The following is a 16,276-nucleotide window of genomic DNA, read 5'->3' on the forward strand; positions in this document are numbered from 1 at the left end:
TTTCCCCATGGACAACCAAATGATCCAACGTTCCCGGACGGCGCTGATAGCGCTTCTGCTCGGTCTCTCCGTCGCGCTCCTCCCGACGAGCACCGCACTGGCGCAGGAAAACGCGGAGATTAAGTCTAATACGGAGCGCCTCTTCCTCCAGGTATCCCTCGACGGGCAGTCGCTTGACTACCGCGAAGAAGCGTTTTCGGACACAGACACCGGGGGCGGGCTATCGATCCGTGCAGGCTGGGGCGTATCGGAGCTCGTAACGATCTACGCTGGATTCATGGGTGCGACGATCGACGGTGAAACCAATGGCATCACGGGCGACGAGTACAGCTGGTCGGGCGGTGAGCTCGGCGTTCGTCTCAATTTTCGGTCCGGCCAGTCGCTCGTTCCCTATGCTGACGTCGCACTTCGGGGTGTGGCTGCCACGGAAGATGACCTCAACCTTGAGTTTCGTGGCGGCGGCTTCACCCTTGGCGGCGGGGTTTCCTATTTCGTGACGCCGGCTATAGCACTCGATGCCGGCCTCCGCTTCGGCGGCGGCAACTTCAACGAGGTGCAGGTCGGCAACATCTCCGCCGGGCTGGACGAAGACGACTTCGGCTACGGGGAGGGTCGTCTCTCTTTCGGCCTCACGTTCTACCCGCTCCGCTGATTGAGCACGGTTGACGCAATGACTCGGCCCCCCACGCCGACCGCCCCGCTCTGCAACCTGCAGGACGGGGCGTTTTCTGTTGTCATCCTCCGTAGAACATGGCGGTCCTACGCCTTTCCGAGACGCTCGAGCATCGATTTAACCGCATCGTCGTGCTCATCCGTATGCTGCACCGTAGCCTGGAGCGCAGCCGTCAACTGCAGCGCCGTTTCCAGATCATTGTCAACGCTTCGATACAGGCAGGCCTTCGCCGCCTGAACGGCTTTCGGCGGGAGCTCGGCGATCTGGTGGGCACGCTCAAGGGCTGTGTCCACGACCTGGTCCGCCGGTGTCACGGACGTCACCAGGTCCATGGCGAGCGCCTCGTGGGCGTCGATGATCCGGGCGGTAAGCACCAGGTCCAGTGCCTTCGCAAAGCCGACGACCCGCGTCAGTAGGTACGCGCCACCGTCGCCGGGGACCAGCCCCACGCGTGCGAACGTCGAACCGAAGCGAGCCTCCTCACTGGCAATACGCAGGTCGGCCATGAGCGCAAGGTCCAGTCCGGCTCCGATCGCCGCGCCATTGATCGCTGCCACGACCGGCTTCTCGAATTGATCGAATCTGCGGGGGAGCTGCTGGAGGCCCCGACGATACTGTTTCCGCAGCTCGGCCGGATCGCCTTCGAACATCCCGGTGCGATCGCGCATCGCCTTCAGGTCCCCACCGGCACTAAACACCGTCCCTGCACCGGTGACAATAACGCTCCGCACGGCGTCGTCGGCGTCGGCACGATCGATCGCGCTGAGCAACTCGTCGACCATCGCGTCGGAGTACGCGTTACGCGCCTCCGGGCGGTTCAGCATGATCGTGGCGACCGGGCCGGTCGATTCGTACAGGACGTCAGGCATTTCGGGTTGAGAATCCGGGATATGGCGGTTGTGCGTCGGTGCGTTCTTTCGTTGAGGCGTTGGGGCGTTGATGCGTTGGGGCGTTGATGCGTTGGGGCGTTGAGGCGTTGGGCGATTGAGGGGGAATGCCATCGTATACGCGGGCGAGGATAGCTCCTCATGCCGCTGAGGCGCTTTCAACATGCACGCAATCCGTCGAGCTACGGGAGTTCGATCTGCGGGTCGTCCGGGTCCGGGCGATAGAGTGTGACCGTCCAGCCCATGGTGTGGACAACCTGCACGTTATCCATGCGGTCGGCGATGGCGTGGGCCATATCGCGGGGCTGCTCGTTGGCGTTGTCCAGAATGCGAATTTTGACGAGCTCGCGCGTGTTGAAGGCTTCCTGGATCGACGTCAGGACAGGATCCGACAGGCCGTCTTTGCCAATGTGAACAACCGTCGGGTTGTCATGGGCCAGCGACCGTAGATGAGCACGCTGCTTGGAGGTGAGACGGGAGGTCTCCTGCGACGAGGAATCGGGGGCTTCGGGCATCGGGATATGGGTTCAACGTTCAGGGTTCAGAGTTCAGCGTTCGAGGGCCATAGGGCCTCATTGACGTCGACGCAGGCAGAGTCACGTTAGGAGCAGGCGCCGGGGCGGTCGACGTGGTCGACGCGGGCGATGCGGTCGAGGCGGACCCGGCGCGTGCCATTGAGCTCGGCGTACTCTTCGTCTCCATCCGAGTAGATGTCCGTGATGACGGCCGTGAACTCTTCGGTTGACTCTCCGTCCTTGAGCAAGAGGGTGCACGTCTGACCGCGCATCATTCGGATCCCGAGTTCATCGTAGAAACCGCAGGCGATCGGACGGTATTCGTCGGACATGACGGTTGGCTGTTTGGTTTTACACAGATACGCAATGCGATCGGCAAGCGGTCTCCCGGCGCCAACGGTAGCCAGAACGTTCACTGCGGTGCTAACGGTGGGCGTCGAACATTGATCGAGGGCGGTGCTACCCGCCTGGCAAACGAAACGCCCTCCACCGTGCGATCTGGGGAGGGCGTGTCCGTATACGTCGGAGGTCGCCGGGAGGCCAGCGACGGGCGGATGAGACATCGCTACGCCGTAGCGGTAGCTTCTTCGGGCTCTTCGACGTCGACGAACGTAAGCCAGTCGTGCGGGTCGTTGCCGCCGTGGACGATATCGAAGAACGCGGACTGCAGGTCTTCCGTGATCTCACCGCGATTACCGTTGCCGACCGTATAGTGGTCGACCGAGCGGATGGGCGTGACCTCGGCGGCTGTCCCCGTGAAGAAGAGCTCGTCAGCAATGTAGAGCGCTTCGCGCGGGACGACTTTCTCCTCGATGCTGTAACCTTTCTCGCGAGCGAGCGTGATGATCGCATCGCGTGTGATGCCCGGCAGAATGGACAGACCCACGGGGGCGGTGTAAATTTTCCCGTCCCGAACGATGAACAGGTTTTCGCCGCTTCCTTCCGCGAGGTAGCCGTTCGTGCTGAGCATGATCCCTTCCGTCATGCCGTTCTTCACGGCGTTCATCTTGACGAGGGATGCGTTCAGGTAGTTGCCGCCCGCTTTCGCCATTGCCGGTAGGGTGTTCGGCGCCAGTCGGTTCCAGTTTGCAACCTCTACGTCGACGCCCTGCTCGAGTGCCTCTTCCCCGAGGTACGTGCCCCATTCCCAGACTGCGACAAACGTTTCAACGCTGTTCTTGAGCGGATTCACGCCCATCGGTCCCATGCCGCGGAACGTTACCGGCCGGATGTAGCAGGACTCCATGCCGCTTCGCTCGACGGTATCAACGACCGCGTCGCACAGTTCATCCACCGAGTACGGGATTTCCATCCGGTGGACCTTGGCCGAGTCGACCAGGCGTTTCATGTGCTCCTCCAGACGGAAAATGGCCGATCCTTCGTCCGTATTGTAGCAGCGAATGCCTTCGAATACGGACGAACCGTAGTGCACGACGTGGGAAAGGACGTGGATGTTCGCCTCCTCATAGGGGACGAACTCACCGTTGAACCAGATGTCGGGCTTCTTCATGGGGCTCATTCTTGACGACGTTACGGGGCGAAAAGGGACATCTGGAGGGTCGACCGAACGGCTCCAGATGCCGGCTGATTGCGTGTCGCAATCATAACCATAGAAGATACGGGACCCCTACCGAAAGGTTCGTCGACGCAGACCGTCTTGGAACCGCTTTCAAACACACGTCGTCGGCCTAACGGAGACGGTTCGACCAAAACTTCGACAAGTCGCGCTCACCCAACCGCCGATTCGCGCGTGGACCGGTGCCTCGTCGCGGCCGTGGAAGCGCCTGGGACGTTTCGACCGCGACGCAGGGCAAATCGAGCGATGGTCCAGAGGATCTTGGCTGACGCCTTCATCGTCCCGGACAGCGTACCCGTGATTTTGGAGACGCCGACTCGTTTGCGGTACGAAACCGGAACTTCACGGATGCGGAGACCGGCCTCGGCGGCTTTGATCTGCATCTCGATCGTCCACCCGAACGTCTGATCTTGCATATCCAGCGCCAGAAGGTCCTGAAAGCGAATCGCGCGGAACGGGCCAAGGTCGGTGTAGCCTACGCCCCAGATCCATCGCATCAGTGCGCAGGCGAGGCGATTTCCGATTCGGGCCTGGGGACGCATCGCTCCCGGTTCGGCATCGCCGCGGATGCGGGACCCGACGACGAAGTCCGCTTCATCGTCCAGGATGGGTCCGAGGAGCCGCGTCATCTCGTCCGGATGATCGCTGTAATCCCCGTCGAGAAAGACAATCACGTCCGGTTGCTTGCCCCGGGCGTACTCGATACCGCGAAGGCAGGCGTAGCCGTATCCCTGGTTCGGCTCGCGCACGACCGTTGCCCCGGCAGCACGCGCATTGTCCGCCGTTTCGTCGGTCGACGCGTTGTTGACGACAACGATCTCATCTACCATGTCCGGCACATCGTTGATGACCCGACGAATCGCCCGCGCCTCGTTAAAGGCCGGGATGATGACGAGGATGGATGTGTGGGAGGGGGTGAGGTTCAACGTCCGGGATATTGGTTCAATGTTCAGCGTTCAAGGTTCTGGATTCCGTGTGCTGCGTTCCGCGTTCTGGGTGCCGGGCTCTGGGTGCCGGGTTGCGGAAGTGCACAACCGTTCATAGGGACCTTCTCGCTTCACCCTTTCCCCCCTTCACCCTTTCCCATGTTCACCCCCTTCACCCCTTCCTCCTTCCTCGGCGAGGCGTTGGATGGCGTTGCCGGTGAGGCGCATGGTTGTCCACTCGTCCAGCGGTTCGGCTCCGATTTGTCGGTAGAAGTCGATGGCGGGGGTATTCCAGTCGAGCACGGCCCAGTCGACCCGCTCACATCCGCGGGCCGCGGCGACCCGCGCGACTCGGCGCAGGAGCCGGAAACCGACGCCCTTCCCCCGAAATGTCGGTCGAACGAACAGATCTTCGAGATAGATGCCGAAGCGAGTGAGAAAGGTCGAGTAGTTCGCAAAAAACAGCGCAAACCCGACCGGTTCGGACTCCGTCTCGACGGTCTCAGCGATCAGCGCCTCACACCGCGGCTGTGCGTCTTCATCCAGTTGAGACCGAAGGCGGCTCGCGTCCGGACGGGCCTCGTCCAACAGGTTCTCGTACGCAGCCAGCTGCCGAATCAGCGTCACAAGCACGTCGGCATCATCCGGCGTAGCCTTGCGAATCCGAACTGTCGGCATTACTGCGTGCGCTTGATGACTGGGACGTTACAGCGTCTGTGCGTTGAGGCGTTGGATCGTTGGAAGGTTGAGTTGAGAATTGGGAATTGCGGATTTGGGACTTTGGATGTCCCTGTTCCCGCCCGGACCAACGCATCATCCCCGATATCCAGATCTGCCCCCTTACCGTTTCACACCTTCATAACCTGTTTGGCGGATGTATTTCAAAGAAGTACGTTCGGCCTTCGATGCGTACTCATAGGCGTGACGGTTACCCTATTTCACCGACACGGTCGTCACGGTGCGCAACATCAAGCCCCGTGTTGAAAGCGTCGCGAGGACCGACCGTCGGGAGGTCCGTACCTTTGGAGTGCCGAAGGCTATCCGCCAAACACGTTTTCACCCTTTCACACCTTCACCCCTTCCCCCCTCTCCGCGTCATCGATACCGGTCCAGTGGGTCGTCGTCTTCGCCGTCGAAATCGTTGCCATCTGGAGGGCCGAAGCTTCCGAGCATCGATCCCATGATGTCGTTGTATGACTGCGAGCCGTCGTCGAATTCTTTCCCGATCAGCGAATTCTGATGGAGCGCCTCAAGGACGAACTCCATCATCGACGCCGTCTCCGCCGGTCCTCCTGCACTCGTATGGGTGTCGACGACGCTTTTGAGGCCGTCGATGCGATCCAGTCGCTGCGCGTAGTCGGTGAAGGACAGGTCCTGCTCGAGGTCGATCGCATTGCCTTTGGAAAACCAGCTCAGAACGTCCCGATAGGCCGGACGACCGGACTCTTTGTCCGACGGGTCGGGGAAGTAGCGCGTAAAGATGCTGCGCACGGCCCGACCAATCAGCGTTAGCGCCACGTTCTGAGCACCTTCCTGCTCGCCTTCGTACACGAGTTCGACTTTCCCGGTAATGGCCGGTTCGATGTGCATGAGGTCGCCAATCCGGACGGTCGTTTCGTCCTCCTGGTTTAGCAGGGCACGCCGCTCGGCCGCTGAGATCAAGTCTTCCAGCGCGGCGCGGGTCACGCGGACGGACACGCCGGACTTCTGATCGATGTACTCGCTATCACGCGCCTCGAACGCGACCTGCTCGATGATTTCTCGAAAGTAGTGCGGGACGGAGACATCGACGTCGGGCTTCTCCCCGTCCGTCGCCCGATGCTGCCACGCCTCCTTCTCGGTGATCTCGATGCCGACGTCGATCGTCCGGGGATAGTGCGTGATGATCTGGCTGTCGATCCGGTCCTTCAGCGGCGTGATGAGGTTGCCCCGGCTCGTGTAGTCCTCCGGATTCGCCGAGAATACCATCATGACATCCATCGGAAACCGCACGTTGAAGCCGCGAATCTGGATGTCCTGCTCCTCCATGATGTTAAGCAGGCCGACCTGGATGCGGGGCTGCAGGTCGGGCAGCTCGTTGATCGCGAAGAGCCCGCGATTCGTGCGCGGGATGATGCCGAAGTGAATGACCTCCTCGTCGGCGTACGTCAGGCGTCGGTTGGCGGCCTTGATCGGGTCGATGTCGCCGATCAGGTCCGCGATCGTTGTATCGGGCGTCGCGAGCTTTTCGCCGTAGCGATCCGAGCGCGGCATCCACGCGACGGGGGCGTCGTGTCCATGCTCTTCAACAAGAGCACGACCCTGTTTCGTGACGGGCGCGAAGGGATTCTCGTTGAGGGGCGTGCCCTTCAAAACGGGAATATAGTCGTCCAGAAGCCGCGGGAGCATCCGGATGATACGGCTCTTCGCCTGCCCGCGCAGCCCCAGGAGAATGATATCGTGCTTCCCCAGGATCGCGTTCTGGATCTGAGGGATGACCGTCCGATCGTACCCGATAATCCCTGGAAAGATGTCGTCCCCCGACCGAAGCTTTTTCATCAGATTCGCCCTCATCTCGGCCTTCACGGGTCGAACCGTATACCCCGAGTCTTTCAGTTCGCCGAGCGTGGAAATGTCAGGGGGCGGTGCTTCGGGAGACAGGCGTGCCATAACACGGGAGAGTTCGTACGGCAGAGGTGGAAAAACCGGCGAAACGAGCGGGGAATAGTGCATCTCGTTTCGGTACATCGTACTAGCGCCCGGTGTCACGCGAGGTATAATGCGCTGTTCCCCCTTCGCCCGCAACGGAGACGCAACAGTCGCCCTCCGACGCCACCCCGTCGATGCCATCTTTCTGCGACGCACCATCCGCCATTTACGCATTCGTTTCCTTTACAGGGACCCGCAACACCGGTCCCTCATACGGTCCGAACGTATCAAATACCGTGGCGCACGGCGCGTTGCTGACGGCACCGGACTCACGCTCTCTCCTCCCAGGTCACCGATCCGGGTGCCCGGGTGCCGGCGAACGCTGCGGTTTCCACACGACTCGTTTCTGTCCTCTTCCCCGACCTCGATCCACATGATGAAGATCTATCACCGCATCGCCTGCTTCGCTGCGCTTTTCCTCCTCGTCGGAGCCACCCTGGGACCCGCCGATGCGCTCGCTCAGCGCACGGATGGATCGGTGGGCCTCGGCGGGCAGGTCGGCTCGCCGTCTGGCGTGACATTGAAATTCCATGATGCAAACGGGCCGTCGTACGACTTCCTCGCGGCCTGGGACCTCGATGACTTTTTCTTCCTGAACGGCCACGCACAGTTCAGCCGTCCCATCAACGCGGATAACGTGGACGGACTCGAGCTTTTCTTCGGGCCGGGCGCGTTTATCGGCTTTCAGGATACAGGTGTAAACGACGATGAAGTCGTTCTCGGCATCAGCGGTCGCATCGGCCTGAATCTGCTGCTGGAGGAACGCTTTGAATTGTTTGCCCAGCTGACTCCCCGATTCAATCTCGTACCGGAAACCGACGGGGATCTCGGCGGCGGACTTGGCTTCCGCTACTTCTTCTAAGTCGGGACTCACGCGTCGGGACCCGTTTCCGATGCGATCTGCCGGATGACCCGCGAAGACGACCCGGATCCTCCGTCCCCGGTGGACCGGGTCGTTCGTGGGTCGGGACTCATGAGACCAAGTGAATCGGCGCTGTGGTTCGCCTTCTCGACCCCCGTGCAATTCCAGGCGGCACCCTGCGGAGCAAACATGCCGTGGTCAGACACGCAATGATCAAACATGCGGTGGTCAGAAACCGATCGGTCGTCTATCCTACTGCACATTGTCGCCGGCGTCGAGGGAGTCGACCGGCTCGTCGCCGACCCACCGGTAGAGGCGGAGTTCGGGATCGGGCAGTGTTAGCGCCACGGCAACGTCCACCGTATCCCCTGACACGCGCACGTCCACGTCGCGCGGATAGAGACTCCCCTCTCGCGGTGCTCCGGTTCCGGAAAGGATCCGCTGCAGGCGCCCGTCGCGGCCGTACACGTCGACGCGCATGATGCTCGGTCGCAGATTCAAGACGTAGAGGTGATTGCCCACGGGAGCCGCCGAGGCCGACAGTACCGGGGCGTTGTCCACGTCGCCCTGGAGGAAGCGATAGCTGCGCTCGAGCATCGGCGAGTCGAACCCAAGGAGTGCGAGGGTGTCCGGCGGAGCGCTCGGTGCCGGCAGGGAAAAGAGGTCCACAACCGGCCGATACCCGGTCAGGCTGACGAGCCGATCGTCCCAGATGCGCAGGAAGCCGGCATGCCGCCAGAAGGGACCGGACAATTCCATGGTCGGCGACATGTGCCCGGACGGCGTCACGCGGCCGATCGTACTTGCGATATCGGTCCCGACGACTTTCGCATACAGGGCGGTGTCGGTCGCTACGACGTACGCCAGGGACTGCTCGGACGGGCGCTGCAGCGGCGTTGACGCATCCGGGACCCGTTCCCCATCCACCAGGGCATCGATCCGGTTGGCGCCGGCATTGAACACGAGAACCGTGTCGCCACGGATTCCCGCCAGGTACGGGACGTCCAGTCCTTCCGGGTCATGCGTTGCCACGTGGCGTCCGTCCGCGGTGTATCGGTACAGCAGATCCTGCTCGGCATCGCTCACCACGACATCGCCCCCGGGGAGAAATCGCACGCTCCGCGGGAACGACATCGGCTGACCCTCCGGTCCGCTCGTGGTCCAGACGAGGCGAAGCGAGACGGTCGGCGCCTCCTGCGCGACCTGACGCGACGTCGAGTCGGCCGGCGTCAACCCCTCCTCCTGCTGCCGCCGACAACCGGACGGCGTGCAGCCGGCAATAAATACGGTGACGGCCAGGAGCAGGAGGATAGGACGCATGGAGGGAGGAGTTCGGAAAGAGGGGGCTGCGAGACGGGGGATCTGCTACTCCTGGCGACCGAGGCGCATCGGGAGAGTCAGCACGTCGCCGTTTCGCCGAATTCGAATGCGGATCTCGTCGCCGGGGCGATAATCGTAAATACGGGCCACGTAGTCCTCACGCGTGTCGACCATTTCCCCATCAATGCTCAAAATTACGTCGTACGGTTTGATGCCGGCGTCGTCGGCAGGCGACCCAGGATCAATGTCGCGTACGAGCACACCGCGGACCTGGTCGATCTCCAGGATGTTGGCAATTCGCGGCGTTATCGTCGTCAGATAAAGCCCTGTGTAATACGACCGATCGACGCTCCCGTTTTCCCGAAGCTCGTCGATGATTCGTGAGGCCTTTTGCGCCGGAACGGCAAAGCCGATCCCGATCGACCCGCCGGATTCGCTGTAGATCGCCGTGTTCACGCCGATCACCTCCCCGGTTGCGTTAACGAGCGGGCCACCTGAATTTCCACGATTAATGGCTGCATCCGTCTGGATCATGTCGCGGTAAAGGCGTCCTTGCCGTCCAGATTGCAGGTTTCGGTCGGTGGCGCTGACCACACCGACGGTGACCGACGGCTCCGCCGACTCGAACAGGCCGAACGGATTCCCCAGCGCAATCACCCATTCCCCGACGATCGGCGCGGCCGTCGTGTCGAAGGCGAGGTAGGGTAGCGCCTCGTCGGCCTCCACTTTCAGGAGGGCCAGATCCGTCGCTGCGTCGCTTCCAACCAGTTCGGCTGGCATGGTTCGGCCGTCGGGCATGTATACGTCGATCTCGGTCGCATTGCCAGCAACATGGTCATTCGTCACGATATAGCCGTCGGGAGATATGACGAACCCGCTACCCACACTTTCGACCTGCTGCTCACGAACGCGGGGACGGCGAAAGAAATTCCGGAAGAAGGGATCGTCGTAGAAGCTCGCCATGGGGTCGCGGACGCGCCGGACCTCGACCACGTTGACGTTCACAACCGCCGGAGAGACGGCGGATACAGCGCGCGTGATGGCATTCTGACGCGACTGGCTGACGTTTTCCTGGACCGGCGTCGTATCGGAAACATCCGGGCGCTGCGGTGGCGGCACTTCCTGAGACTGGACCTCCGTTCTGCACCCCACGAGCGTGAGCACCAAGAAAAGGACCCAGCACAACCGTACCCATTGCATATCGCTTCGTTCATCTGATGCACATCCTTGGGGGGCCGCCGCCCGGCGTGCTTCACCAATGCTCGGGCGGGGAATCGAGGCGTTTAGTCTGCGGAAGCAGATGGGTTCCATGCGGGATGCACCGGTGCCTTTCCTCGCCTGATCGAAACCTTCGATGGTGGGGGTTGCGGCGGAATAGATTCGAGAAGCCCGACACGTCCACGTTGGCATCTTCTACGCGGATCGGACCACGTTCCGGAACGCGCCCGCACTTGTCCTTAACTTTTATTTCACAGAAAAGGCCATCCATCCGGTTGACGAGGTACGCCCCGATCGATATCGTAGTAATAGTTATTTAGACCTAATCCAGATAAGGATACGATGCGTGCGATTCGCTCGGTTCTCGCCTTCGCTGTCGGCATGATGCTACTTGCTGCAACCGTCACCGGGGCGGCGGCGCAGTCATCCGGGGAAACCGCCACACCGGATACGACGGCTGACGACACGAGCGCCGCGGCGGCCCTGGGCGCACCGGTGGAAATGGATGAACTCGTGGTGACCGCAACGAAGACCTACACCGCTCCCGAAGACCTCTCCGTCCCCGTTTCGGTCATCACGGGGGAGATCATCGACCGGCAGGGCGCCACGCGTCTATCGGACCTCCTCGCGGTACAGCCAGGCCTGACGCTCAACTACGACCACGGCGCCGGTCTGCAGATTCAGGGCCTCGGCGCCGACTACACGCTCGTCCTCGTGAATGGGCAGCGCGTCGTCGGGCGAACCGCGGGAACGCTGAATCTCGACCGGATCTCCGTCCGGGGCATCGAGCGGGTAGAGGTGGTTCGCGGGCCCTCGTCGTCGCTCTACGGCAGTGAGGCGCTTGCAGGCGTCGTCAACATCATCACGAAAACCCCCGACGCCAAGCTCGGCGGTGAGGTCCGGACCCGGTACGGGACGCACGGCACCTCCGATGTGGCCGTTCATGCGGAGAGCGGCGGAAGCACGCAGGCGTCCATGACGCTGCAGCGATACGCATCGGCCGGATACGACCTCGTCCCCGAGACCGTGTCCCCGACCGTCCCATCCTTCTCGGACTACACGGCGCGTGCCTCGGTCCGCCGCGACCTGAGCAACTCGACGCACGTCCAGCTTCGGGGTCGCGCGACGCACGAGCAGCAGAACAGCCGGGTCGAAGTGCGGGGCAAAACCGGCCTGTTCGACGAGTCTGCCGAGCGGACGGACTGGAGCGTAACCCCGCAAGTGACGCATACGGTGCGCCCCGGCACGAAACTGACCGGATCCGTGCACGCAGCCGGCTACCATACGCGGCGGAATCTGCAGCGAACAGACGCCAACGCGACCCTGGAGAACAGCGGCTACAACCAGCTCTTCACCAAGGCCGACGTGGAGGGGACCGCCACGCTCGGACGCCGGCACCTGCTGACCGCCGGCACCGGTTTCATTCACGAATCGGTCGACGCCGACCGCGTTGTCGGCGACCGATCCGGCGGCTTCGTCTTCGTCCAGGACGAATGGACGCCGACGAAGCGTCTCACGGTGGTCCCCGGAGCCCGGCTTGACATCCACACCGACTACGCAACCCGTCTCAGCCCGCGCCTGTCTTCGCTCTATCGCCTGTCGGACACCGTCCGCCTGCGGGCATCGGTCGGCAGCGGATACAAAGCACCGGCCTTCCGCCAGCTGTACCTCAACTTCACCAACGCACGGGTTGGCTACACCGTGCTCGGCGCGGAATATGTTCGGTCTGAACTGGCCGAGATCGAGGAGAACGGTCAGATTCAGTCCTTCCTCCGCGAGCCATCCGGGCTGGGAGGCGCCCTGGAAGCCGAGCGATCCCTGGCGTTCAACGTCGGCGCAACGGTACAGCCCGTCGACGCCGTCTCGGCCGAGGTCAATCTCTTTCACAACGAGATTGACAACCTGATCGACACGCAACCGGTCGCGACGAAAACCAACGGGCAGCAGGTCTTCACCTACTTCAACCGCGGATCCGTCTACACCCGCGGCATCGAGGCGCAGACGACGCTTCAGCCCACGTCCGCCCTCCGGGCAACGATCAGCTACACGTTCCTTCAGGCCCGAGACCGGGATGTCCTTCAGGACCTTGAAGCCGGACGGATATACCGGCGGAACGCGTCCGGACGGGATGTTCGGGTCACGAAAAGCGACTACGGCGGCCTGACCGGGCGCTCCCGGCATACGGCAACCGTTCAGTTCGCATACGAGATCAACCCGATCGGCCTCACCGCCTCCGTTCAAGGACGGTACCGCGGGCGGTACGGCTTTGCCGATCTCAACGGCAATGGCATCGTCGATACGGATGCCGAATATGCGCCTGCACACGGCACCCTCGCCGCCGTGCTTACCAAAACCGTATTCCAAGATCATGCTGTCGTGATCGGGGTGAACAACGTCACCGACCACCGCGATGCGATCCACACGCCGCATTTATCCGGGCGTGAATGGTTCGCCGAGTTGAAGCTGTCGTTCTAACCGATGCCCAATCGTCGGCACCTCCACTCAAGGTTCACTTCACGCATCACCTGTTTCACTTTCCCACCTACCATGAAGACCGTAATCTCTACGCTTCGTTCTTTCCCCACCCTGATTCTGGGCCTCGCGCTCGTGCTGACGATTTCGGGGTGTGATAGCACCGACTCGATGTCTGACGAGCAGGAAACGCTGACCGACCCGATCACGGTGCAGGATCTGCCGGCGGATCCGGCGACATCCATTGGCCCCCGAGGCCCCGTCGGCACCGGGGAGTATACGTTCTACAGTCTCCGCGAAGACCGCGTGGTCGATGATTCGACCTCCACGGAATGGGACATCGCACTGCAGTCGACAAACATTCTCATCAACGGCGGGACGAGCGGCCCCGGCAACGGCGCCGGATACGTTGCCGAACTCGGATTTGAGGAGGTCGCTATGGTCGATGAAGACGACCTGATCGTCGACGACGCGGACGCGGGCACGTTCGCCGTTCCGCCGGGGTCCGGCAATGGCTGGTACACCTACAACTCCGGGGGCGATAACTACGTCCGTCCCATTCCCGGCCGCACGATCATCGTCCGCACGGGCGACGGAAACGGCTTTGCCAAAATCCGGATCGTGAGTTACTACCAGGGCAACCCGGACATTCCCATGGAGAACCGGGATCAGCACCCCGGGCGCTACTACACGTTCGAGTACGTCTACCAGTCCGACGGGACGAGCCTGCAGTAGGCGGGCTCGCTGCCACGCTTGAGGCCGACGCCGCCCTCCTTGCATCCGTGCGACGCCCATTCGTCCGGTTCGCAACGGTCTCTCCCCGCTCTCATCTGACATCTTCGACGAGAACTACGACCGGTATGCCTTCTCTTCTCACGCGTATCATCACCTGTCTGGCTGTTGCGGCGCTGTCGCTTTCGGGCGCCGCTGCGCCGCTAACCGCCCAGAACTCTGACACCGCTTCGGCCACGGGCACAAACGGAGAGTCGGGCGCCATGCGCATCGTATCGCTCGGCGGATCGGTGACGGAGATTGTTTACGCCCTCGGCGCCGGCGATGCCGTAGTGGGCGTAGACGCCTCCAGCCTGTACCCGGAAGCGGCCCGGAAGCTGCCCGACGTCGGCTATTTTCGGCGCGTCCCGGCGGAGGGCGTCCTGTCGCTGGAGCCGACGGTCGTTCTGGCGTCGGCGGAAACCGGTCCGCCGGAAACCCTGAACCAGCTTCGTTCGGCGGGCGTCGACGTCTACGTCATCCCGGAGGAGTCGTCGGTGGACGGTGCCCGGGAGAAAATCCGAGCGATTGCTTCCGTGCTTGATCGCCAGGAAGCGGCAGACCGTCTACTCCGCGAGATGGAAGCGGACCTCGAGCAGGCGCGACGCCTGCGGGCTTCCTCGGACCGGGAGCCGCGTGTGCTGTTCGTGTATGCGCGGGGCGCAGGCACCATGCAGGTGGCGGGTCGCGGCACGTCGGCGGAAGCCATGATCGAACTGGCCGGCGCGGAGAACGCGGTAACGGGATTTGAGGGGTTCAAGCCCATGTCCGCCGAATCGGTTGCCGCCGCCGAGCCGGACGTGATCCTGATGCTCGACCGCGGACTCGACAGCATCGGCGGGATCGACGGACTCCTTGAGGAGCCGGGCATCGCCCTCACGCCCGCAGGGCAGAATCGCCGGATCGTCGCGATGGACGACCTGCTCATGTTGAGCTTCGGGCCGCGACTCGGGGAGGCGGTAAAGACGCTCACACAGAAGCTCCACCCGAACGTCTCATCTGCCGGCGTCCGATAGTTGTTTACCGAGACGCAGGTACTCCCTCGTTCACGGCGAGTCTTTCGGCATCTATGGAAACACGCGAATCCGTTTCGTCCCGTCCGAGCCCATCTGCAGATCCGGCTTCAAGCGGTCGCGGCACCGACGATGGTCCGGTCAGCGGCCCGCGCTTGACCGGGGCGGACGGTGCCGGGCGGGCGTCCCCATGGGTCCGACGCGAGGCGTCCGCTGGAACAGAAGGCACGCATGTTGCCGTGATGCACCGCCAGCGGACGACGCTGCTGTGGCTTTCCGGCCTGAGCATTTTGCTCGGCATGACGGCGATTCTCGCGCTCGGCACAGGCGCGGTCGATATATCGGCCGGTGCCGTGCTCGCCATCCTGGCGGACCGGATCGGCCTGAGCCTGCCGTGGAGCTTCGAGACCCGGCAGGCGCTCGTTCTGACGAACATCCGCCTGCCACGCGTCATCCTCGGATTAATCGTCGGCGGCGGCCTGTCGGTGAGCGGGGCGATGATGCAGGGCCTGTTTCGGAATCCGCTGGCCGACCCCGGACTGATCGGTGTGTCGAGCGGAGCCGCGCTCGGAGCGGTCACAACGATCGTTCTCCTGCCCGCCGCATCGGCAGGCGCAACGGCCATGTGGAGCAGCGCCGTCTTGCTTCCGCTGGCCGCCTTCGCGGGGGGCGTGATCGCGACGGTGGTGGTCTACCGCCTCGCGACGTCGAACGGCCGCACATCGGTGGCGACGATGCTCCTCGCGGGCATCGCGATCAATGCCGTGGCCGGCGCAGGAACCGGCATGCTCACCTTTATCGCGGACGACGATCAGCTTCGCGATCTCACGTTCTGGTCCCTCGGAAGCCTCGGCGGGGCGACGTGGTCGTCTCTGGCCGTAGTCGGGCCTTGTGTCCTGCTCTGCGTTATCGCCGCCCCCATGCTGGCGCGGTCCCTCAACGCGATGCTCCTCGGCGAGGCGGAGGCACAGCACCTCGGTATCAACACACAGTGGGTCAAGCGAGTCGTCATCGGCGGCGCTGCCCTCGCCGTCGGCGCATCCGTCGCCGTATCCGGGATCATCGGTTTCGTTGGACTCGTCGTGCCGCACCTGCTCCGGCTCGCCGCCGGTCCCGACCACCGGATGCTGCTCCCGGGATCGGCGTTGCTCGGCGGCACCCTCCTGGTTGGTGCCGACCTGCTCTCACGCATCGTCGTGAGCCCGGCAGAACTTCCGATTGGGATCGTGACCGCACTCGTCGGGGGCCCCTTTTTCCTCTGGCTCCTGCTTCGCCAGCGCGGCCGCTCCCCCGTGCTATGAGCAATTCTTCGAGGCGATGAGCCGCGTCGCGAGTGATCCGTGACGGTCGGTTCG

15 protein-coding genes are annotated in these 16,276 nt (G+C 62.9%); 6 read left to right on the forward strand and 9 right to left on the reverse strand.

From position 1 onward, the window contains the following. The first annotated feature begins 7 nt into the window (after nt 1–7). Entirely contained in the window at nt 8–652 is a 645-nt protein-coding gene (locus ACFCU0_RS08605; RefSeq protein ID WP_434973256.1) for an outer membrane beta-barrel protein, read from the forward strand. A gap of 107 nt (nt 653–759) precedes the next feature. On the opposite strand, the gene ACFCU0_RS08610 is transcribed toward ACFCU0_RS08605, so the two are convergent. The 7 genes from ACFCU0_RS08610 to ACFCU0_RS08640 form a co-directional block, all read right to left on the reverse strand. Next, nucleotides 760–1,542 carry an enoyl-CoA hydratase-related protein gene (locus ACFCU0_RS08610; protein WP_434973257.1) on the reverse strand — a complete coding sequence of 261 codons (783 nt, stop codon included), beginning with the start codon at nt 1,540–1,542 and terminating at the stop codon, nt 760–762. Between the two features lie 200 nt (nt 1,543–1,742). Then, complete coding sequence (gene yhbY, locus ACFCU0_RS08615; RefSeq protein ID WP_434973258.1) at nt 1,743–2,075, reverse strand: ribosome assembly RNA-binding protein YhbY; 333 nt, start codon at nt 2,073–2,075, stop codon at nt 1,743–1,745. Between the two features lie 86 nt (nt 2,076–2,161). Then, nucleotides 2,162–2,407, reverse strand: coding sequence for a Rho-binding antiterminator (locus ACFCU0_RS08620; protein WP_434973259.1), 246 nt, complete (start codon nt 2,405–2,407; stop codon nt 2,162–2,164). A gap of 233 nt (nt 2,408–2,640) precedes the next feature. Further along, nucleotides 2,641–3,585: a branched-chain amino acid transaminase gene (locus ACFCU0_RS08625; RefSeq protein WP_434973260.1), complete on the reverse strand. Its 945-nt coding sequence runs from the start codon at nt 3,583–3,585 to the stop codon at nt 2,641–2,643. A 218-nt stretch (nt 3,586–3,803) separates the two neighbouring features. Further along, nucleotides 3,804–4,577, reverse strand: coding sequence for a glycosyltransferase family 2 protein (locus tag ACFCU0_RS08630; protein ID WP_434973261.1), 774 nt, complete (start codon nt 4,575–4,577; stop codon nt 3,804–3,806). Nucleotides 4,578–4,724: 147 nt separating this feature from the next. After that, nucleotides 4,725–5,255 carry a GNAT family N-acetyltransferase gene (locus ACFCU0_RS08635; protein ID WP_434973262.1) on the reverse strand — a complete coding sequence of 177 codons (531 nt, stop codon included), beginning with the start codon at nt 5,253–5,255 and terminating at the stop codon, nt 4,725–4,727. 417 nt (nt 5,256–5,672) lie between these two features. Beyond that, complete coding sequence (locus ACFCU0_RS08640) at nt 5,673–7,226, reverse strand: magnesium chelatase (protein WP_434973263.1); 1,554 nt, start codon at nt 7,224–7,226, stop codon at nt 5,673–5,675. Nucleotides 7,227–7,638: 412 nt separating this feature from the next. Here ACFCU0_RS08640 and ACFCU0_RS08645 point away from each other — a divergent pair, with 412 nt between their 5' ends. Beyond that, the gene (locus ACFCU0_RS08645; RefSeq protein ID WP_434973264.1) at nt 7,639–8,127 is read left to right on the forward strand and encodes a hypothetical protein; all 489 of its coding nucleotides are present in this window, start codon (nt 7,639–7,641) and stop codon (nt 8,125–8,127) included. A gap of 252 nt (nt 8,128–8,379) precedes the next feature. On the opposite strand, the gene ACFCU0_RS08650 is transcribed toward ACFCU0_RS08645, so the two are convergent. Continuing rightward, entirely contained in the window at nt 8,380–9,447 is a 1,068-nt protein-coding gene (locus tag ACFCU0_RS08650; RefSeq protein ID WP_434973265.1) for a hypothetical protein, read from the reverse strand. Between the two features lie 45 nt (nt 9,448–9,492). After that, nucleotides 9,493–10,566 carry a S1C family serine protease gene (locus ACFCU0_RS08655; RefSeq protein ID WP_434973266.1) on the reverse strand — a complete coding sequence of 358 codons (1,074 nt, stop codon included), beginning with the start codon at nt 10,564–10,566 and terminating at the stop codon, nt 9,493–9,495. A gap of 441 nt (nt 10,567–11,007) precedes the next feature. Here ACFCU0_RS08655 and ACFCU0_RS08660 point away from each other — a divergent pair, with 441 nt between their 5' ends. The 4 genes from ACFCU0_RS08660 (at nt 11,008) to ACFCU0_RS08675 (ending at nt 16,222) form a co-directional block, all read left to right on the forward strand. Further along, nucleotides 11,008–13,140 carry a TonB-dependent receptor plug domain-containing protein gene (locus tag ACFCU0_RS08660; RefSeq protein WP_434973267.1) on the forward strand — a complete coding sequence of 711 codons (2,133 nt, stop codon included), beginning with the start codon at nt 11,008–11,010 and terminating at the stop codon, nt 13,138–13,140. A 72-nt stretch (nt 13,141–13,212) separates the two neighbouring features. After that, complete coding sequence (locus ACFCU0_RS08665; RefSeq protein WP_434973268.1) at nt 13,213–13,872, forward strand: HmuY family protein; 660 nt, start codon at nt 13,213–13,215, stop codon at nt 13,870–13,872. Between the two features lie 125 nt (nt 13,873–13,997). Then, nucleotides 13,998–14,924: a heme/hemin ABC transporter substrate-binding protein gene (locus ACFCU0_RS08670; protein WP_434973269.1), complete on the forward strand. Its 927-nt coding sequence runs from the start codon at nt 13,998–14,000 to the stop codon at nt 14,922–14,924. Nucleotides 14,925–15,163: 239 nt separating this feature from the next. Then, nucleotides 15,164–16,222, forward strand: coding sequence for a FecCD family ABC transporter permease (locus tag ACFCU0_RS08675; protein ID WP_434973282.1), 1,059 nt, complete (start codon nt 15,164–15,166; stop codon nt 16,220–16,222). Nucleotides 16,223–16,276 lie beyond the last annotated feature (54 nt).

Origin of the sequence: Longibacter sp. (assembly GCF_051155795.1) — a bacterium.
In the GTDB taxonomy this organism is placed as follows: Bacteria; Bacteroidota; Rhodothermia; order Rhodothermales; family Salinibacteraceae; genus Longibacter.